21 protein-coding genes are annotated in these 18,876 nt (G+C 69.0%); 7 read left to right on the top strand and 14 right to left on the bottom strand.

The genetic code is table 11. The annotated features are described in order from the left end of the window. Positions 1-45: 45 nt before the first annotated feature. Together AC3A56_RS13780 and folE are read right to left on the bottom strand one after the other, a co-directional pair. Positions 46-369 carry an EF-hand domain-containing protein gene (locus AC3A56_RS13780; protein WP_487770701.1) on the bottom strand — a complete coding sequence of 108 codons (324 nt, stop codon included), beginning with the start codon at positions 367-369 and terminating at the stop codon, positions 46-48. Between the two features lie 8 nt (positions 370-377). Next, positions 378-980 (bottom strand): GTP cyclohydrolase I FolE, encoded by a 603-nt coding sequence (folE, locus tag AC3A56_RS13785; RefSeq protein ID WP_487770702.1) that lies wholly within the window; start codon positions 978-980, stop codon positions 378-380. Positions 981-1,145: 165 nt separating this feature from the next. Here folE and AC3A56_RS13790 point away from each other — a divergent pair, with 165 nt between their 5' ends. Together AC3A56_RS13790 and AC3A56_RS13795 are read left to right on the top strand one after the other, a co-directional pair. Next, positions 1,146-1,790: a hypothetical protein gene (locus AC3A56_RS13790; protein WP_487770703.1), complete on the top strand. Its 645-nt coding sequence runs from the start codon at positions 1,146-1,148 to the stop codon at positions 1,788-1,790. Beyond that, positions 1,787-1,999, top strand: a complete 213-nt coding sequence (locus tag AC3A56_RS13795) for a helix-turn-helix transcriptional regulator (RefSeq protein ID WP_056768190.1) — start codon at positions 1,787-1,789, stop codon at positions 1,997-1,999. The genes AC3A56_RS13790 and AC3A56_RS13795 overlap by 4 nt, the downstream gene beginning before the upstream one ends. Positions 2,000-2,027: 28 nt before the next feature. Here the strand turns inward: AC3A56_RS13795 and AC3A56_RS13800 are convergent, their stop codons facing one another. Next, positions 2,028-3,470 (bottom strand): DNA recombination protein RmuC, encoded by a 1,443-nt coding sequence (locus AC3A56_RS13800; protein ID WP_056768193.1) that lies wholly within the window; start codon positions 3,468-3,470, stop codon positions 2,028-2,030. Positions 3,471-3,593: 123 nt separating this feature from the next. Between AC3A56_RS13800 and AC3A56_RS13805 the strand changes: the two genes are divergently transcribed. Continuing rightward, a complete protein-coding gene (locus tag AC3A56_RS13805; RefSeq protein ID WP_487770704.1) occupies positions 3,594-4,787 on the top strand; it encodes an NAD(P)/FAD-dependent oxidoreductase in 1,194 nt (397 codons plus the stop codon). A 19-nt stretch (positions 4,788-4,806) separates the two neighbouring features. Here the strand turns inward: AC3A56_RS13805 and AC3A56_RS13810 are convergent, their stop codons facing one another. From AC3A56_RS13810 to AC3A56_RS13840, 7 genes are all read right to left on the bottom strand, one after another. After that, a complete protein-coding gene (locus AC3A56_RS13810; protein WP_487770705.1) occupies positions 4,807-5,979 on the bottom strand; it encodes a class I SAM-dependent rRNA methyltransferase in 1,173 nt (390 codons plus the stop codon). Positions 5,980-6,031: 52 nt separating this feature from the next. Beyond that, positions 6,032-6,367 carry a VOC family protein gene (locus tag AC3A56_RS13815; RefSeq protein ID WP_487770706.1) on the bottom strand — a complete coding sequence of 112 codons (336 nt, stop codon included), beginning with the start codon at positions 6,365-6,367 and terminating at the stop codon, positions 6,032-6,034. Positions 6,368-6,541: 174 nt separating this feature from the next. Then, positions 6,542-6,976 (bottom strand): hypothetical protein, encoded by a 435-nt coding sequence (locus AC3A56_RS13820; RefSeq protein ID WP_204109822.1) that lies wholly within the window; start codon positions 6,974-6,976, stop codon positions 6,542-6,544. 28 nt (positions 6,977-7,004) lie between these two features. Beyond that, on the bottom strand, positions 7,005-8,183 hold the full coding sequence (locus AC3A56_RS13825; RefSeq protein WP_487770707.1) for a glutathionylspermidine synthase family protein: 1,179 nt from the start codon (positions 8,181-8,183) through the stop codon (positions 7,005-7,007). After that, positions 8,183-8,722: a DUF1190 domain-containing protein gene (locus tag AC3A56_RS13830; RefSeq protein WP_487770708.1), complete on the bottom strand. Its 540-nt coding sequence runs from the start codon at positions 8,720-8,722 to the stop codon at positions 8,183-8,185. The genes AC3A56_RS13825 and AC3A56_RS13830 overlap by 1 nt, the downstream gene beginning before the upstream one ends. A gap of 101 nt (positions 8,723-8,823) precedes the next feature. After that, positions 8,824-9,768 carry a serine/threonine protein kinase gene (locus tag AC3A56_RS13835; protein WP_487770709.1) on the bottom strand — a complete coding sequence of 315 codons (945 nt, stop codon included), beginning with the start codon at positions 9,766-9,768 and terminating at the stop codon, positions 8,824-8,826. A gap of 88 nt (positions 9,769-9,856) precedes the next feature. Beyond that, the gene (locus AC3A56_RS13840) at positions 9,857-10,297 is read right to left on the bottom strand and encodes a hotdog fold thioesterase (protein WP_056718007.1); all 441 of its coding nucleotides are present in this window, start codon (positions 10,295-10,297) and stop codon (positions 9,857-9,859) included. 62 nt (positions 10,298-10,359) lie between these two features. Between AC3A56_RS13840 and AC3A56_RS13845 the strand changes: the two genes are divergently transcribed. Then, the gene (locus AC3A56_RS13845; protein WP_487770710.1) at positions 10,360-11,421 is read left to right on the top strand and encodes a 2Fe-2S iron-sulfur cluster-binding protein; all 1,062 of its coding nucleotides are present in this window, start codon (positions 10,360-10,362) and stop codon (positions 11,419-11,421) included. Between the two features lie 76 nt (positions 11,422-11,497). Here the strand turns inward: AC3A56_RS13845 and AC3A56_RS13850 are convergent, their stop codons facing one another. The 3 genes from AC3A56_RS13850 to AC3A56_RS13860 all read right to left on the bottom strand — a co-directional run bounded on the left by AC3A56_RS13850 (position 11,498) and on the right by AC3A56_RS13860 (position 12,975). Further along, complete coding sequence (locus AC3A56_RS13850) at positions 11,498-11,944, bottom strand: rhodanese-like domain-containing protein (protein WP_056768212.1); 447 nt, start codon at positions 11,942-11,944, stop codon at positions 11,498-11,500. A gap of 87 nt (positions 11,945-12,031) precedes the next feature. Next, complete coding sequence (locus tag AC3A56_RS13855; RefSeq protein WP_487770711.1) at positions 12,032-12,448, bottom strand: hypothetical protein; 417 nt, start codon at positions 12,446-12,448, stop codon at positions 12,032-12,034. Between the two features lie 56 nt (positions 12,449-12,504). Beyond that, positions 12,505-12,975, bottom strand: a complete 471-nt coding sequence (locus AC3A56_RS13860; RefSeq protein WP_487770712.1) for a YiiD C-terminal domain-containing protein — start codon at positions 12,973-12,975, stop codon at positions 12,505-12,507. Between the two features lie 375 nt (positions 12,976-13,350). Between AC3A56_RS13860 and AC3A56_RS13865 the strand changes: the two genes are divergently transcribed. The 3 genes from AC3A56_RS13865 to AC3A56_RS13875 are packed head-to-tail and all read left to right on the top strand — an operon-like array spanning position 13,351 to position 16,587. Next, the gene (locus AC3A56_RS13865; RefSeq protein ID WP_056718012.1) at positions 13,351-14,121 is read left to right on the top strand and encodes a uroporphyrinogen-III synthase; all 771 of its coding nucleotides are present in this window, start codon (positions 13,351-13,353) and stop codon (positions 14,119-14,121) included. 58 nt (positions 14,122-14,179) lie between these two features. Then, entirely contained in the window at positions 14,180-15,334 is a 1,155-nt protein-coding gene (locus AC3A56_RS13870) for a uroporphyrinogen-III C-methyltransferase (protein WP_056718013.1), read from the top strand. Continuing rightward, a complete protein-coding gene (locus AC3A56_RS13875) occupies positions 15,331-16,587 on the top strand; it encodes a heme biosynthesis HemY N-terminal domain-containing protein (protein ID WP_056718014.1) in 1,257 nt (418 codons plus the stop codon). The genes AC3A56_RS13870 and AC3A56_RS13875 overlap by 4 nt, the downstream gene beginning before the upstream one ends. Before the next feature lie 5 nt (positions 16,588-16,592). Here AC3A56_RS13875 and AC3A56_RS13880 read toward each other — a convergent pair whose 3' ends face one another. Beyond that, on the bottom strand, positions 16,593-18,863 hold the full coding sequence (locus AC3A56_RS13880) for a DNA helicase II (RefSeq protein WP_487770750.1): 2,271 nt from the start codon (positions 18,861-18,863) through the stop codon (positions 16,593-16,595). Positions 18,864-18,876: the final 13 nt, after the last annotated feature.

Here is an 18,876-nt window from a genome sequence, read left to right on the forward strand (position 1 = left end):
GGGCGACCCCACCCCGGCCCCTCCCCTGCACGCAGGGGTGGGGCATTATCCGGGTGGCGCGGTCAGTTCGTGGGCGTTGAGGTAACCGTCGCGGTTGCGGTCCAGCTTGTGGAACTGGCGGCGCAGGTTGTCGCGGTTTTCCTGCAGCGTGATCGGCTGGCCGCGGCCACTGGGCAGTTCATCGGTTTCGATGATGCCGTCGCCGTTGCTGTCCATGTTGCGAAAACCCTGGCTCATGTAGGCCACGTATTCCGCCGCGCTGACCCGGCCGTCGCCGTTGCCGTCGAAGCGCCGCAGGTACTCCTCGCGGCTGGACTGGGCATGGGTCGCCGTCGATGCCAGCAGCAGGGCCGCGGCGGCAGCGATCACCCGCGTGTTCAGCGGTGGCCGCCGTGGATGCCGATGAACTGCAGGAACTCGGCGCGCGTCCTGGCGTCCTCGCGGAAGGTGCCCAGCATCTGGCTGGTCACCATCGATACGCCGCGCTTGTGCACGCCGCGGGTGGTCATACACTCGTGGCTGGCGTCGATCACCACCGCCACGCCGGCCGGCTGCAGGGTTTCCTGGATGCAGTGGGCGATTTCCGCGGTGAGTTTTTCCTGTACCTGGAAGCGCCGCGCGTAACCGTCCACTACCCGGGCCAGCTTGCTGATGCCGACCACGCGGTTGGTCGGCAGGTAGCCGACGTGGGCGCGGCCGATGATCGGCGCCATGTGGTGCTCGCAATGGCTCTCGAACTCGATGTCGCGCAACACCACCATCTCGTCGTAGCCCTCGACTTCCTTGAAGGTGCGCTTGAGGAAATCGGCCGGGTCCTCGGCGTAGCCGGAAAACCAGTCGCCGTAAGCCTTCACCACCCGCTTGGGCGTGTCGAGCAGGCCTTCGCGCGTGGGGTCTTCGCCGGCCCAGCGCAGCAGGGTGCGCACCGCCTCCTCGGCTTGTTCCTGGCTGACATCGTTCGGGTTGCGCTGGTCGCTCATGCGAAGGCCTCGGTATGCGGACGTACCAGTTTAGCGTCCGTGTCCAGTGGCGTCTGTGCAGCGCTCGTTCCGGTGCCGGGCCGGTGCAGGCTGCTCCGCTGAAGGTCATGTTGACACGACAATATGTAATGTATAACGTACATAACGTCCAATGGAGTAGACATCGTGCCTCGATCCTTGCGTTATGCCGTGCTGATCCCGCTGTCGGTTCTCGCGTTCTATGTGCTGTTCGTGCTGCCGGACATCGACCTGGGCTGGCCCGGTGGCTTGGCCATGCTGGGGGCGGCATGGCTGGTCTGGTACCTGCTGTGGTCGACCATGCGCGAATCGGCGGCCGCGGCGAAGACGGATGAGTCGATGGCGACGGTGTCCCCCGGCGAACAGCGCGCCTGGATCGGACTGATCTTCACCGCGGCCATCCTCGCCTACTACGCCCTGCGCGGCTCGCAGATGGTCGCCGCGGATGGCTCGATGGCGCCGGAGGCCTCGGCGATCGGCCGGCACGTCGGCTGGCTGGTGGTCGCGTGGCTGGTGGTGATGCAGGTGTTGCGCAAGCGCTGGCGCGACACCGTGGAGGCCGACGAGCGCGATCGCCAGATCGAGGCGCGCGCCAGCGGGTGGGCACGCGGGGGGCTGTCGGTCTTCGTGCTGGCGCTGGCGGTGATGTTCGCGTTCTCGCCGCTGGATCATCTGGCCTGGGCAAGGCCGATGGCGATGTCCAACCTGCTGATGGCCGGCCTGATCGCCTCCTGCCTGCTCGAGTACGCGGTGACGGGCATCACCTACTGGCACGACCGGCGCGCCGCATGACCGGCACGCCGATCGACAACCTGATCCGCAAGCTGCGCTTCGAGCATGGCGAGATGACCCAGCAGGCGCTGGCGGATGCCTGCGGCATCACCCGGCAGACGGTGATCGCGCTGGAGGCGGGCAAGTACGCGCCCTCGCTGGAGCTGGCGTTCCGCATCGCCCGCGTGTTCGGCGCGGGCGTGGAAGACGTGTTCCAGTGGAAACGGTGAGCGCCGTCTGTCCGTAGGCGCATTCGTCCTACGGCGCGGTGGCGTCGTCACCACCGTCATCCAGCGCGGGAACATCATCCAGCAGCAACGGGCTGTCGCCGGACAGCGATTCCACGTCGCGCAGCTTGCGCTCGATCGCGCGGGTGCGCTGGCCGGCGCTGTCGATGCTGTTGCGGGCTGCGTCGAGTTGCTTGCGGGTCTTTTCCAGCACCACGCCGAACTTGCCGAACTCGTTCTTCACCGCGCCGAGGATCTTCCACACCTCGCTGCTGCGCTTGGCGATCGCCAGCGTGCGGAAGCCCATCTGCAGGCTGTTGAGCAGGGCGCTGAGCGTGGTCGGACCGGCCACGGTGATCCGGTGGTCACGCTGCAGGTTCTCGAACAGGCCGGGGCGACGGATCACCTCGGCGTAGAGGCCCTCGGTGGGCAGGTACAGCACGGCAAAATCGGTGGTGTGCGGCGGCGCCACGTATTTGCCGTGGATGCGCTTGGCCTCCTCGCGCACGCGCAGTTCCAGCGCGCGGCCGGCGGCCTGCGCGGCATCGGCATCGGAGGCTTCCTGGGCGTCGAGCAGGCGCTGGTAGTCCTCCACCGGAAACTTCGCGTCGATCGGCAGGTAGACGTGTTCGCCCTCGTCCTGGCCCGGCATGCGGATCGCGAACTCGACGCGGTCGTTGCTGCCCGGCACGGTGATCACGTTGGACGCGTACTGCTCGGCGGTGAGCATGTCTTCCAGCAGGGCGCCCAGTTGCACTTCGCCAAAGATGCCCCGCTTCTTCACGTTGGTCAGCACCCGCTTCAGGTCGCCCACGCCGGTGGCCAGGTTCTGCATTTCGCCCAGCCCGCGCTGCACCGCTTCGAGCCGCTCGGACACCAGCTTGAACGATTCGCCCAGGCGGGTTTCCAGCGTGGCGTGCAGCTTTTCGTCCACGGTGGCGCGCATCTGTTCGAGTTTCGCCGCGTTGTCCTGCTGGATCGCGCCAAGCTTGGCTTCCAGCGTGGCGCGCATCTCGCCCATGCGCTTTTCGTTGTCGGCGGTGAGCGCGGCCAGGCGCTGTTGCTGTTGTTCGCCCAGCCGGTTGAGGGTGGTGGCGATTTCCTCGCGGCCCTTGCGCGCGTCCTCGATCAGTCGCTGGGTCAATGACTGCAGGCCGTTGTCGGTGCGTTCGGTGAGCAGGGTCAGCCGCTGGCCGAAGCCGTCGATGCGCTCGGACTGTTGCTGCGACATGCCGTTGAGCTGTTCGCCCAGGTGGCCGCGGAAGCGGTCGAAGCCCTGCTGCAATTCCTCGCGGCCGGCGCGCTGTTCCTCGCGCACGGTGCGTTCGACGCGGGCGCTGTCGTCCTTCAGCGTGTCCAGCTTGGCTGCGAGGCCGGGATCGCCGCGGCCGCGCAGCAGCAGCGCCACCTGCAGCAGCAACACCAGCGCGGCGAGGATCACGAGGACAATCAGCAGGGTTTCATTGAGCGGCATGGAACGTTTTCCCGGAGCAATGCATCCAGTGTACGTCGAGCGGTCGCGTTGGCTGCGCCCGGATTCATGTTGCCGTCGCCGGGGCGGTGCATCATGGGCTGAGGTTCAGCCCGGGAGAACGTCATGGAACATGTCCACGATTACCTGATCATCGGCGGCGGCATGGCCGCCGACGCCGCTGCCAAAGCCATCCGCGAGGTCGACGGCGCAGCGAACGTCGGCATCGTGGGCGACGATCCCGCGCCACCCTACCAGCGGCCGCCGCTGAGCAAGGCGATGTGGAAGGGCGACAAGTCGCTCGCGGACATCGACCTGGCCACCGCAGGGAGCGGAGCGACACTGCATCCGGGGCGGCGCATTGCCTCACTGGATCGCGTCGCCCACGTGGCCCGCGACGACCGGGGCGACAGCTATCGCTATCGCCGGTTGCTGCTGGCCACCGGCGCCACGCCGCGCCTGCTGCCGGTCGATGGCGGCGAAAGGCTGATCCACTACCGCACGCTGGCCGACTACGAAGCGCTGCGCCGCTACGCCCGACCCGGCGCCTACATCGCCGTGATCGGCGGCGGCTTCATCGGCTGCGAGCTGGCGGCCTCGCTATGCAGCATCGGCTGCAAGGTGAGCCTGCTGTTTCCCGGCGAGACGATCGGCGCGGGCCGCTATCCCGATGGGTTGGCGCACTATCTCGACGACTACTACCGCAGCCGTGGCGTGGATGTGCGCAGCGGCGTTCGGGTCATCGGTGGCAGCAGGACCGACGGCGGCGTGGAGCTGAGCCTGTCCGACGGCGAGGTGTTGCGGGTGGAGGCGGCGGTGGCCGGCCTCGGCGTGACGCCGAACACCGCGCTGGCCGAGCAGGCCGGGCTCACCGTCGACAACGGCATCGTGGTCGATGCGCAACTGCGCAGCAGCGATGCGGACATCTGGGCCGCCGGCGACGTGGCCAATTTCCACAGTGTCGCGCTTGATCGCCGGATGCGCGTGGAGCACGAGGATGCCGCGATCGGCATGGGCCGGCATGCGGGACGCGCAATGGCCGGCGTGGCGGAAGATTACGTGGTCCAGCCGTTCTTCTACTCGGATCTGTTCGACCTGGGTTACGAAGCCGTCGGCCTGCTCGATACGCGGCTTCAGGTGGTCGAGGACTGGCGTGAGCCGTATCGCGAAGGCGTGGTGTACTACCTCGACGGCGGTCGCGTGCGCGGCGTGCTGTTGTGGAACACCTGGGACCAGGTCGGCGCCGCGCGCGAGCTGATCGCCGAGCCTGGCCCGTTCGATGCCGCCTCGCTGCGCGGGCGACTGCCCCGCGGCGCGTGACCCTCCTGCGGAAGCAGCTTCAATCCACCCGGCAGAACACCGCCTTCAGATAACGGCCTTCCGGCACGTCGGTGCGGACCGGATGATCGGCGCCGGCGCCGCGCACTTCCAGTACCTGGATCGTGCGGCCGGCGTTGAGCGCGACCCGGCGCAGCATTTCCAGGAACTCGCCTTCGCCGACCAGGCCGGTGCACGAACAGGTCAGCAGCAGGCCGCCGGGCGGGATGATGTCCAGCGCCATGCGGTTCATCGCGAAGTATTTCTTCAGCGCGTCCATCACCTTGCTGCGGTCGCGGGTGAGCTTGGCCGGGTCGAGGATCACCGCGTCGTAGCGCTCGCCGCGGGCTACCGCCGCGCGCACCCAGTCGAAGATGTCGGACTGCTCGAAGCTCACCGCGACGTTGTTCGCCTGGGCATTGGCGCGGGCGACTTCGAGGATGCCGGCGTCCAGGTCCACGCCGACGGCCTCGCGCGCACCGGCCGCCATCGCGTGCACCGCGAAACCGCCGGCGTTGCAGCACAGGTCGAGCACGCGGCGGCCCCTGGCCAGTTCGGCGAAGCGTTTGCGGTTGTCGCGCTGGTCGGCGAAGAATCCGGTCTTGTGGCCGGAACCCGGCGCGGCGTGGAAGCGCAGGCCGTGTTCGTGCACCTCGAACGGGGCGGGCACGTCGGGGCTGCGGCAGTCGAACGATTCCTGCTTCTGCACGTGCGATTCGGCGAACCAGTACAACTGCGCGTCGGGGAAATGCGCGAGCAGGGCGGCGTGGATCGCCTCGCGGAACTTCCACATGCCGGCGGCGAAGTATTCGACCACGATGACGTTGGCGTAGCGGTCGACGATCAGGCCCGAAAGGTCGTCGCCTTCGCTGTGCACCACGCGCCACGCGTCGCTGACCGCATCGAGCTGCAGCCAGTCGCGGCGCAGCTGCACGGCGCGGGCGATGCGCGCGGCGATCCAGTCGGCGTCGATCGTGGCCTGCGGATCGGTGTCGAGCAGGCGCAGCGCGATGCGCGCGTGGCCGTTCCAGAACGCGCGGCCCACGAAGCGGCCCTTCGCGTCCTGCACCTCGACCACGCTGCCCGGCGGCAGTTTCGACTCGGGCTTGTAGATCTGTGCCGACCACACCCACGGATGGCCGGGGCTGCGGTCGGATTTCAGGCGGATGACGGGTAGCGCGGCGGGAGTATTCATCCGCCCATGATAGCTGGTGGCCGGGCGCTGGCCGCGCTGCGACGGCGAATGCTCAGTCGGCCTGGACCACCGCCAGTTCGTTGCCGTGCGGGTCGAGGAACTGGAAGCGCCGCCCGCCGGGGAAGGCGAAGATCGGACGCACGATGCTGGCGCCCGCGGCCGTCACCGCTAGCAGGGCGGCTTCGAGGTCGTCCACCGCGATCACCGGCAGCGGCGCGCGGGTGGCTTCGGTCGGATCGCCCTGCAGGCCGACGTCCACGTCGCCGGTCATGGTCGCCGCGTAGCTGGGACCGAAGTCCGTCAGCTCCCAGCCGAAGGCCTGGCGGTAGAACGCCTTGGACGCCGTGATGTCGCTGGCCGGCAGTTCGATGTAGTTGGGACGCGCCATCACGGATTCTCCGGGGTTGAACAGGTCAGCACCTGTGAAGAAAACCACTTCCCGTGGTTTTCTTCTATCGCACGTCCGGTACGTGCCCGGACGTGCTCACGCGAATCAGTCACCTGCGTGACTGCTCCGCGACCGGCCGTCCATGGCCGGGCTGAGAGGTTGAAACATAACCCCTCAGCGCAGTCGCAGCACCAGCCACGACAGCAGCGCCAGCAGGTTGATGCCGATCCGCGACACCGACGGCCCGGCAATCGCCAGCAGGAACCCCTGCGAGCCGAGGTGCCAGTCGATGCCCAGCCGCGGTGTCGACTGCAGCGTGGCGAACACGTTGACGAAGGCGCCGCAGTGCAGGCCGTAACTGAACACGGGCAGGGCGATCAGCGGCAGCTGCAGCAGCTGCGCCCAGCGCGACATCCGCACGCCCTGCTCGCTGCCGGTGACCAGCTGGATGCCGGCGGCCAGCACGAAACCGTACAGCGCCAGGCCGAGCAGGGCGATCAGGCTGTCGTGGGCGCCGAATGGCAGCAGCCGGTGCAGCATCGCCGCCACCCCGTAGAAGCCGCCGGCGATTTCGAGGACGCCGATCAGGCGGAACAGAACAGTGCGCATGCGAAGCCCTGGCGGAAAAGACGCAAGCTTAGGCGATCAGCACGCCGCGCGCTTCCTCGACGATGGCATGCGGCACGAAGCGTGCGCTGTCCTGGGTCACCAGCGAGCTGTCCTCGCGGATGCCCATGCCGCAGGCGCGGTCGCCGACCACCCAGCTGCCGATCAGCGGATAGTGGCCGTCGAACGCGGTCAGCGGATGGTAGGCCTGGCGGATGCACGGGCCGTCATACGGGCCGTCGGTGCGCAGTTCGCGGCCGTCGTCCAGGTGCATCGCGATGTTGGCGCCCTCGCGCGAATGCAGCGGCTTGCGCACCCAGCCGCGCGGCAGCGCGCCGCCCTCGTCGAACTCGGCCGGCAGCAGGTTCGGGTGGCCGCGGTGCGCATCCCACAGCAGCGGCAGGATGCCCTTGTTGCTGAGCAGCGCCTTCCACGGCGGTTCGATCAGCTGCAGCCCGGAGCGCGGCAGGTACGGGCCGAACGTTTCGCGGAACAGGTCTTCCAGCGGGTACAGCTTGAACAGGCAGCCGATCACCTGGTCGTCGAGGTCGGTGAAGCGGCCGTCCTCGGAGATGCCGATGTCCTCGATCGCCAGCGTGCCGCACTCGATGCCGGCCTGCAGCGCGCAGTCGCGCAGGTAGGCGATGGTGCCCTGGTCCTCGTTCGAGTCGCGCACGGCGGCGAAATGGAACGGTCGCGCGATGCCGCGGGCGATCGTGCCGAACGCCTCCACCAGCGATTCCTGGATCGAGTTGAACTGGTCGCTGCCGGCCGGCAGCTGGGCGCGCCCGAGCTGGTCCTCCAGCCATTGCCACTGGAAGAACGCGGCCTCGAACAGCGAGGTCGGCGTGTCGTAGTTGAGCTCGTACAGCCTGGCCGGACCGCGGCCGTCGTAGGCGAAATCCAGCCGGCCGTACAGGTGCGGTTCGCGCCGGCGCCAGCTTTCGGCGATCCAGTCCCGGTACGGCTCGGGTATCGCCAGCTGCTGCATGAGCTGCTCGCTGCCCACGATGCGCTCGACCATGTCCAGCGCCATCGCGTGCAGCTCTTCGGTGGGCGACTCGATGTCGTGCTCGATCTCGCGCAGGCTGAAGGCGTAGTACGCGGACTCGTCCCAGTAGGGCGCGTCGTCGATGGTGTGGAAACCGAAACCGCAGTCCGCGGCCCTGGCGCGCCAGTCGGGGCGCTCGGCCAGCGCGATGCGGCGCATCAGCTGCCGAAACCGCGACTGCCGCTGGAGCGGCCGAAGCCGGAGCGGCTGGTGGTGACCGCGCGATTCGGCGTGGCGTTGATCGGCACCATGCCGGTGCCTGCGGTGCCGCCACGATAGACCCCGCCGCTGGCGCTGCCCGCCGCCGGCCGTTGCCAGCCGCCGTTGCTGTCGCGGAACGCGGGGGCGCTGTTGAAGCCGTTGGCGGCCACGCCATTGCGCATCATCTGCGACAGGAAGAAGCCGGTCATCAGCGGGCCGAAGAACGAATGGTTGTTGCCGTCGCTGCGTTCGGCGCACTTTTCCTTGCCGTAGCTGGCCTCGCATTCCTCGCGGTTGGCGAAGCGCGGCGCGGTGGCCACCGCTTCCTGCTCGGCCTTGGCGAAGGCCTGGTTGCAGGTGCTGCTGTCATTGGTCTGCGCCACGCAGGCCTCGACCGAGGTGTACAGGCCTTCGCGCGCCTCGTTGCGGTCGCAGGCGGTCAACAGCAGCGGGGCCGTGCCCATCAGCAGCAGGGCGGCGGTACGGGATCGTTTCATGGGAATGCTCGGCCGGGGTATCCGCTCAAGCATGCCTGTTCGGGCGCCCGGATGAAAGTTCTTGCGAATGACCGGGGTGGGCTCTGCTGGCGGCCATCCGGCTATTCGAGTTCGTCCGCCAGCTCGTGCAGATCGGCGATGTGCTGCTCCCACCAGCGCGATTCGGCGGCGAACGGGAACGCGATGGGGAAGGCCGGGTCGTGCCAGCGCGCGGCGATCCAGCCGGCGTAGTGCAGCTGGCGCATCGCGCGCAGGGCAGGAATCAGCGCCAGTTCGCCGTGGTCGAAATCGCGGAACTGCTGGTAGCCCTCGAGCAGCGCCTCCATCGTGCGTTCGTCGCTGGCCAGCATCCACAGGTCCTGCACGGCGGGGCCGCTGCGGGCGTCGTCGAAGTCGACGAAGTGCGGGCCGGCCTCGGTCCACAGCACGTTGCCCGGATGGCAGTCGCCATGCAGGCGCAACTGGCGCAGCGGGCCGATCGCCTCCATGCGTGCGCCGATCGCCGCGTCCAGCCGGGTCGCGGCGGCGCGGTAGTTGGTCTGCAGGCCGGTCGGCAGCAGCGACGAGCCGAGTACCGCATGCATCGGCTGCTGCACCATCGTGTCCTGGTCGAGTCTGCCGCGATGTTCGAACGGCGCGCGGGCGCCGATCAGATGCATGCGCGCGATCAGCCGACCCAGCCACTGCAACTGGTCGACCGCTTCCAGCTCCGGCGCGCGACCGCCCCGGCGCGGGGTCAGCGCGTAGCGGAAGCCGCCGTGATGCAGCAGGCTGCGACCGTCGAACAGCAGCGGCGCCACCGCGGGCAGTTCGGCGTCGGCCAGTTCCTGCGCGAAGGCGTGTTCCTCGATGATCGCCGCATCGCTCCAGCGGTCCGGCCGGTAGAACTTCGCGATCACCGGAGCGGCGTCCTCGATGCCGACCTGCCACACCCGGTTCTCGTAGCTGTTCAGCGCCAGCAGGCGGCCGTCCGGCCACAGCCCGCAGGCGCTCACGGCGTCGAGCACGAGATCGGGCGTGAGGTTGCCATACGGCGCAGCCGCCATCAGGAAACGCGCCTCTTGCTTTCGCCTCCTCTCCCCGTGTCGGGGAGAGGATTGAGGTGAGGGGACGCTCTATCGAGATGCGGCATGTTCAACGCGTGCCCATGCCGCGCGCCGCGATCACCGCCATGGTGATGCGCGAAATGCACACCAACGCGCCTTCCTCGCTTTCGATGCGGATCTCCCATACCTGGGTGGTGCGGCCGATGTGCAGCATCTTGGCGGTGCCGGTGACGCTGCCGCCGCGCACGCCGCGGATGTGGTTGGCGTTGATGTCCAGTCCCACCGCCAGCTCCTTCGCCGGGTCCAGGGTCAGCATCGCGGCGGTGCTGCCCAGCGTTTCGGCCAGCACCACCGAGGCGCCGCCGTGCAGCAGGCCGTAGGGCTGGTGGGTGCGATGGTCGACCGGCATGGTGCCAGCCAGCCAGTCGTCGCCGACCGCGGTGATGCGGATGCCCAGCGTCTCCATCATGGTGTTGGCGCTCCATGCGTTGACGCGGTCCAGGTCGGTGGATTGTTTCCAGATGCTCATCGTTGATTCCCGTGGATCGAGCCCGCATTGTCGTCCGGGGTCATCGCCGCGACAATGCACACGTGTTCAAGGTCACCCTCAAGACATCCGGCCGCCAGTTTTCGGTGGTCGCGGGCGAAACCGTGCTGGAAGCGGCGCAACGGGCGGGCGTGGCCTTGCCCTACTCGTGCCGGGCCGGCGTCTGCGGCAGCTGCAAGGCCACCTTGCTGGACGGGCGTTGCGAGTATCCGCGCAATCCGCCGCTGGCGCTGAATGCGGACGAGCAGGCCCACCATGCGGTGTTGCTGTGCCAGGCGGTGCCGGCGACCGACCTGCTGCTGGAGGCGCGCGAAGTCACCTCGGTGGAGGACATCGCGCGGCGCCAGCTGGGCATGGTGGTGACCGAGAAGTGGTCGCTGGCGCCGGATGTCACCGGCCTGCGCCTGCTGCCGGCACGCGGCGAGCGTCGCCTGAAGCGCCTGCCCGGCCAGTATGTCGACGTGCTGCTGGAAGACGGCAAGCGTCGTCCGTTCTCGATCGCCAACGGTCCGCAGGCCGACGGCATGATCGAGATGCACGTGCGCCACGTGGCCGGCGGCGGTTTCACGTCGTGGGTCAGCAGCACGCTGAAGCCGGGCGATCACCTGCGCGTGGAAGGTCCGCTGGGCACCTTCGTGCCGCGCGAGGATTCGGAACGCCCGATGATCTTCATGGCCGGCGGCACCGGTTTTGCGCCGGTGAAGGCGATCGTCGAGCACTTCATCGCGCTGGGCACGCGTCGCGCCATCCAGGTGTACTGGGGCGCGCGCGTGGCGGATGACCTGTACCTGCGCGCGCTGGCCGAACGCTGGGCGGGCGAGCTGCCGAACCTCGCGTTCCACGCGGTGGTGTCCGACGCGGACGGCCCGGCGGGTTTGCGCACCGGCCTGGTGCACGAGGCGGTGCTGGCCGACCAGCCGGACCTGTCAGGCCACGACCTGTACATGAGCGGGCCGCCGGCGATGATCGATGCCGCGCATCCGCGCTTCCTCGCCGCCGGCCTGCCGGAGGATCGGCTCTACTACGACTCGTTCGAATACGCGCCCGACGTGCTGGCGCAGATCATCGCCGGGCGCGCGGGCATCCACGACTTGCCGGTGCCGTAGACACCTGGCGATCGACGCCTGGCGATCGCTGTCTGATCGGGCAGCGGGGCGGGAGCGTGGCCCGCCAGCGGGTTCCTTACCGGTTGCCCTTGGCCACCGGCAATTGCGCCGCGTGCCAGGCCAGCACGCCGCCGTCGAGGCGGTGGACCTTGGCGAAGCCGGCCTTGACCAGTCGCTGCGCAGCCTTGATCGAATTGCCGCGACCGTCCTTGTCCATCACCACCACCGGCAGCTCCTTCGCCTTGGCCAGATCCTTGTTCTCCGGATCGAACTGGCTCATCGCCACGTGTTTCGCGCCGGGCACGTGCATCTTCTCGAACTCGGCGATCGCCGACAGGTCGATCAGCAGCGGGTTCTCGCGATTGATCAGATGGGTCAGGCCGGCGGGGCTCAGTTCCCCGACCTTGCTGAACAGGGCGCTGACCTGCATCACGATCAATGCCAGCAGCAGGATCGCGAACAGGGCCACCAGGGCCACATGGTTGCCGACAAATTCGGGCAGCTTGTGCAGGAAATCGTTCATCGTCAGTCCACAGGTGCCTTGATCGCACCAATTCGGGTAAACCGGCGATTATACGGGGTTGCCGCCGCTTGCGCGGGCCGCGCCGACTCAATCCTGGGTGATGTCCGGCAGGCCGCTGGTCAGCCACCAGTGCCTGGTCGCCTCGTCGTAATGCCAGGTCTGGTGGTCGACGACGCTGCGCTCGGACTGGTTGTGGATGTTGACCAGGTTGATCACCACCGTCTGCTGCACGTCGAAGTCGCTGGTCGGCACCGGGCCTGCATCGTCGTTGTATTCGGTGACCCGCACCTGCTGGAAGCGCGCCAGCTGCAGCGAGGTCAGCGGATGCGCAGCGCGAACCTTGGGCTCGACGAACTGGGCGGCGCTCTGGAAATCGCCCCAGCGCAGCGTGCTGCCGTACGCCTTCAGCGTGGCGGTAAGGGCATCGCTGCGGGTCTTGGTGGCGCAGCCGGCCAGCAGCAGGCCCGACAACAGCACGATCAGAAGACTGGACATCCGGCGCATGTGGTTTCCTCCCCGATGAAATCCCGCCCATTCTGCCTGATGCGCAGGCAGTCCACTCAGGCGCGGCGTTTGGCCACGAAGCGCGCGTTCAAGGTGCACGCCGGTTCGCCATTCTCGCCGAGCACCACGCAGTCGATCGCGATGCGCGCACGGCCGCGGTTGTCCAGGGTGGAGAAGAAGGTCGCCCAGTCCGCGTCCTCGGCCAGTCGCGCCTGGCTGTGGAAGTCGTCCCACAGCGGCGCCAGGTAGCGCACGCTGGACTCGGCGACGAATACGTCGCAGTCCGTGCCGCGCCGGCGCAACGCCAGTTCGACCAGCGCCCAGCCGCTCAGCGTCATCACGCTGACCAGGCTGCCGCCGAAGGCGCAACCCTTGTCGTTGACGTTGGGCGCCAGTGGCGCGCGCAGGGTCAGGCTGTGCTCGTCGCAGTCTGCCAGTTCCAGGTCCATCGCATGGGCCAGCGGGATCTCGTCGCGGATGAACTGGATCAGTTGTCGTGCCTGCAGGGTTGCTTCGGTCTTGCTCACGTGATCGGGGATTCGCGTGGGGAAAGCCCGGCAGTGTAAAGGATGCTCTGATCTATTCAGCACTGGCGTCACCGGCTCTGTCTGCCCGCAGATTCGTGGTGCGCGGACGAAGACAGGCGTCGGCCTGTCGAGGAGGCGCGCCGCGGAGATGCGGGCAGACAGAGCCGGCCCCAACCGATTGAATACAAAGATGGGGTGACGTCCAGAAGGCCCCCAGGCGGCAGCGCACGGCTTGCCAAGGCGGCCAGCCTTGCCGGCACCGCGCACTGCCACCTGGGGGCCTTCTGGACGTCATGCCGCCTGCGCTGAATAGATCAGAACATCCTGAGCCACCGCTACACTGGAGCCATGACAGTGAGCGTGCGCGGTGCGCGGATGCAGCAACCATCCAGCCGGAAAACCCCAGACCTGCATGGCCGGATCGTGGTGATCACCCGTCCGGCGGGCACCGCCTCCGCGCTGGCGCGGAAGGTGCGCGCGCTGGGCGGCGTGCCGTTGCGCCTGCCCGGAATGGGCTTGCGTGCCGCACCCGATGCGGACGCGGTGCGCGCGAGCATGCGCGCCGCGCTGGCCGATGAGTTGATCGTGTTCACCAGCCCCGCCGCGGTCCGTCATGCCGCGGCGCTGCTGCCGCTGCGCACCGCTGCGTGCGTCCTGGCGGTGGGCCAGGGCACCGCGCAAGCCTTGCGTCGACACGGTGTCGCCGCGCCGCTGGCCCCGCGTCGGCAGGACAGCGAGGGGCTGCTGGAACTTCCCCAGCTGCAGTCGTTGCGCGGACGCCGGGTGGCCCTGATCGGCGCGCCGGGCGGTCGCGGCGTGTTGCGCGAGCAGCTCGCGGCGCGGGGCGCGCGTCTGCGCGAGCTGCATGTCTACCACCGCGTGCCGCCGCGACTCGATCGTCGCCACGTGGAAGCGCTGCTGCAGCTGCCCGCCTCGGCGCGGGTGCTGCTGTCCAGTGCCGAGGCCCTGCACAACCTGCAGCAGTTGCTGCCGGCGCCGGCATGGGCGCGATTGTGCGCGGCCACCGCGGTCGTCAGCAGCGAACGCCTGGCCGAGGCGGCGCGGGCGGCCGGGTTCCGGCGCATCCGCGTGGCGGCTTCGGCGGTGTCCGCCGACCTGCTGGCCGAGGCCGGTACGGCCGGTTGAGGGAATCTTCACATCCGCGTGCTACGAACGCGCGCGTATGGGCTGCTAGCATGCGCTCATGAGCAACCACGACATGCCCAACGAGCCCGCCGCGCCCGAGGGCGCCCGTTCCGCACCCGTCGCGCCCGATGCGGTGCTGGTCGAACCGCCGCTGCGCCCGACACGGCCGGCTTCCCATCGCCCCGCACCACGCCCCCGTGGTGGCGGCACGCTGGCGCTGGCGATCCTGCTGGCGCTGGTCGCGGTGGGCGCGTCCGGCTACGTCGGCTGGCGCCAGTGGCAGCAGGAGCAGGGCGCGGCGGTCGACACGCGGAACGTGGCCAGCCTGCAGCAGCGCGTGGAGACCCTGGAGACCACCCTGACCGCCATGGGCGAGCAGCGCGGCAGCCTCAACCAGCGGCTGGACGATGCGGCCCAGGTCAACCGTTCGCTGCGCGAGGAATTGCTGGGCCAGGCCGAACGGACCCGCCATGTCGAGGACGCGGTGGCCCGGCTTGCCGAGAAGAGTCTCAGTGGCCATGACGGCATGCTGCTGGACGAAACCGAATCGCTGCTGCGCATGGCCAGCGAACGCTACACGCTGTTCCACGACGCGCAGGGCGCGGCGGCCGCCTATGCGCTGGCCGACCAGACCCTGGCCGCGGTCAACGACGGCGCGTTCGGCGGGCTGCGCCAGAGCATCGAAGCCGAGCGCGAGGCCCTGGCCAGGAGCCAGCCGGCCAGCCAGGCCGCCGCCCTGCAACAGTTGCTGGCCTTGCGTGGCGAGCTGGCCACGCTGCCGCTGAAGCCGCTGGACAGCGGCACCGCCGTCGGCGCCGACACCTGGTCGCGGATTCGTCGCGCGCTGGCCAGCGTGGTCAGCGTGCAGCGCGACAACGGCGCGCCGCTGGCCGTCGCCGACGCGCGTCTCGCCCGCGAGCTGGCGACGCTCGACCTGGCGCAGGCACAGGCAGCGTTGCTGGCCTACGACAGCAAGGACTACGCCGCAGCCCTGCAGCGCACGGACGCCGCCCTGGCCAGCCAGTTCGACGCCGCTGCGCCCGCCGTGCAGCAGGCGCGCGCCACGCTGCGGCAATTGGCGGCGCAATTGCCGGCGAAGCCGTCGGTACAGCTCGGCGCCGCGCTGACCGAACTGCGCAACCTGCGCGCGGTGCATGCGCTGGGTCCGGCATCGTCCAGCAGCAGCGCAGCGCCGGCCGAGGCGCAGCCATGAGGCTCTGGTACGGGGTGTTGCTGGCGGTGCTCGCTGCCGCGCTGGCCGCATTCGGCTGGCACTGGGTGGCGGAGGACCCCGGCTACGTGCTGCTGCGCCTGCGTGGCTGGAAGATCGAAACCACGATGGTCGCCGCGCTGGTGATCCTGCTGCTGGCGTGGGCCGTGCTGACCACCTTGTGGCGCCTGTTGCGCTGGCCGTTCGGCGCGCTCTCGCGGCGGCATCGGCGACTCAGCCAGCAGCGCCTCGGCGCTGGCCTGATCGCGCTGATCGAAGGTCGCCACGGCGATGCCGAACGTGATCTCAATCGTGCCTCGCGGCTGGACAGCCTGCGTGGTCCGGCCCTGCTCGCCTCGGCCGAAGCCGCTTTGCGCCGTGGCGAACCCGGCCGCGCGCTGGAGGCGCTGGACCAGGCGGCGCAATCGGTGCCGCAGGCCGCACGGGTGTTGCGCGCCCGCGTGCTGCGTCGCGAAGGCAAGCCGGCCGAAGCGCTGGCCCTGCTGCTGCCCGAATCGGACAAGGGCACGCTGACTCCCGGCGGCTGGCGCGAACTGGTGCAGGCCGCGCTGGCCACCGGCGACACCCGTCGCGCCCGCGAGGCGCTGGCGCCGCTGCAGAAGAGCGGCGCGCTGGGTCATCGTGCCTATGCCGCGCTGGAGGCGCAGGTGCTGGTTGCCACGCTGAACGCCACGCCCGACGGGGCCACGCTGAACGCGATGTGGTCGCAATGGCCCAAGCCGCAACGGCGGGTGCCGGCCGTGATCGATGCCTACGCGCGTCGCGCCGCCGGTTTCGGCCTGACCCTGCCGGCCATGGATGAAGTGGAATCCGCGCTGCGCCGCGAGTGGTCGCCGCTGCTGATCGAAACCTACGGCAGCCTGTCCGGCGATGACGTGGAGGCGCGCCTGCGTCGCGCCGAAGGCTGGCTGGACGCCCATCCGAACGACGCCAACCTGCTGCTCACGCTGGGCCGCATGTGCGTGCGACTGAAAGTCTGGGGCAAGGCCCACCAGTACCTGCAGCGCTCCCTGGCGCTGGCGCCGGGCGCCGCCGCGTGGGAAGCACTGGGCGACACTTTCGCCGGCCAGGGTGACGCCGCCCAGGCGCAACGCTGCTATCGCAACGCGCTGGCGTTCACCCGTGGTGACGTCGTCACGCCGCTGGCGCAGACCGCCAATCCGATGCAGCCGGACACGCATCCGATCGCGATCGAGGAGCGTGACGCGCACGGACTACCGAGGTTGCCCGGGTAACGCCGCTACAGCGTCGTCAGATTCGCGTAGGCGGCCACCAGCCACTTGCTGCCCACGCCTTCGAAATTGATCTGCAGCCGGGTGTGCGCCCCGCTGCCCTCGGCGCTGACCACCACGCCTTCGCCGAAACTGGGATGACTGACGCGCTGGCCGAGCTTCACCGGCAGCGTTTCTTCCAGCGACGACGATGTTTCGCGCGGACGGCCGCTGTACATCGGTCGGGTCACGTGCACGCGCGGGCGCACTTCGTCGATCAGTTCGGCCGGCATTTCGCCGAGGAAACGCGACGGTCGCGCCAGCATCTCGGTGCCGTGCATGCGACGCGATTCGGCGTGGGTGACCACCAGCCTTTCGCGGGCGCGGGTGATGCCCACGTAGGCGAGCCGGCGTTCCTCCTCCAGCCGGCCTTCGTCGTCGACCGAACGCTGGCTGGGGAACAGGCCTTCCTCCATGCCGACCAGGAACACCACCGGAAACTCCAGCCCCTTGGCCGAGTGCAGCGTCATCAGCTGCACGCAATCGTCCCAGGCTTCGCCCTGGTTCTCGCCCGCTTCCAGGGTGGCGTGGGACAGGAACGCGGAGAGTTCGCTCAGGCCCGCGTCGATGTCCTCGGCGGTGCGCTCGAAGCGGCTGGCCACGTTGACCAGTTCGTCCAGGTTCTCCACCCGCGACTCGGCGTTGCCGCGCGAGTCCTTCTCGTAGAAATCGCGCAAGCCGGTGTGGGTGATCGCGTGGTCGATCTGTTCGGCCAGGGTGAGGCCGGGAGTCGGCAATGGGGAGTCGGGCATGGGAGGATCAACAGCGGGAAGCGCGGCATCGGCTTCTCCGATTCCCGCTTCCCCATTCCCGCTTCCCGCGAAGCTGCGCGCCATCCCGTCGATCAGCGCCAGGAACGCCTTTACCGCGTTCTTCGCCCGCCCGGCCAGTTCGCTGCCGCCGGCCAGCTCGAGCAGTGCCGCTTCCCACATCGACGTATCGTCGTGGCGGGCGCGGCGGCGCAGCACGTCCAGCGTGCGATCGCCGATGCCGCGGGGCGGGGTGTTCACCGCGCGCTCGAACGCGGCGTCGTCGTGCCGGTTCGCGGTGAGGCGCAGATAGGCCAGCGCGTCCTTCACCTCGGCGCGCTCGAAGAAGCGCTGGCCGCCGTAGACGCGGTAGCCGATGTTGCGCTGGACCAGCTGCTCCTCGAAGTTGCGTGATTGCGCGTTGGAGCGATACAGGATCGCGCAGTCCTTCGCCGAGCCGTGCTCGTCGATGTACTCGCGGATGCGCTCGATCACGAAGCGCGCCTCGTCCTGCTCGTTGTACGCCGCGTACAGCGCGATGCGTTCGCCGTCGTCGCCGGCTGTCCACAACTCCTTGCCCAGGCGGCTGCCGTTGCGCTGGATCACGCTGTTGGCGGCTTTCAGGATGGTCGAGGTGGAGCGGTAGTTCTGTTCCAGCTTGATCGTGCGGGCACCGGGGAAGTCGCGCAGGAACTGCGACATGTTCTCCACCCTGGCGCCGCGCCAGCCGTAGATCGACTGGTCGTCGTCGCCGACTGCGAAGACCTGGCCGGCGGCGCCGGCCAGCACGCGGATCCAGGCGTATTGCAGCGTGTTGGTGTCCTGGAACTCGTCGACCAGCAGGTGGCGCCAGCGTTGCTGGTAGTGCTCCAGCACGGCGGGATGCTTCAGCCACAACTCGTGAGCGCGCAGCAGCAGCTCGCCGAAATCAACCAGGCCGGCACGGCGGCAGGCGTCCTCGTAAGCCTTGTAGATGTTGACGAAGGTCTGCGTGACCGGGTGATCGCGATGCTCGATGCCATCCGGGCGTTTGCCTTCGTCCTTCCAGTGGTTGATCTGCCACATGGCCTGGCGCGGCGGGTACTTCGCATCATCCAGGCCCAGCCCGGCGACCACCCGTTTCACCAGCCGCAGCTGGTCGTCCGAATCGAGGATCTGGAACGTCTCCGGCAGTCCGGCCTCGCGCCAGTGCCGGCGCAGCAGCCGATGCGCGATGCCGTGGAAGGTGCCCACGGTAAGGCCCTGGGTGCCGCCGGGGATCAGCGCCTCCAGCCGCGCGCGCATCTCGCCCGCCGCCTTGTTGGTGAAGGTGACGGCGAGGATCGCCCACGGCGGCACGCGTTCGGCCTGGGTCAGCCAGCCGATGCGGTGGGTCAGCACGCGGGTCTTGCCCGAGCCGGCGCCGGCGAGCACCAGGTAATGGCCGGGAGGGGCGCAGACGGCTTCGCGCTGCGCGTCGTTGAGCGGATCGATCAGGTACGAGACATCCATCGTGCCCATTGTA

The sequence above is a fragment of the Rhodanobacter sp. Soil_C_14 genome, from assembly GCF_057657335.1.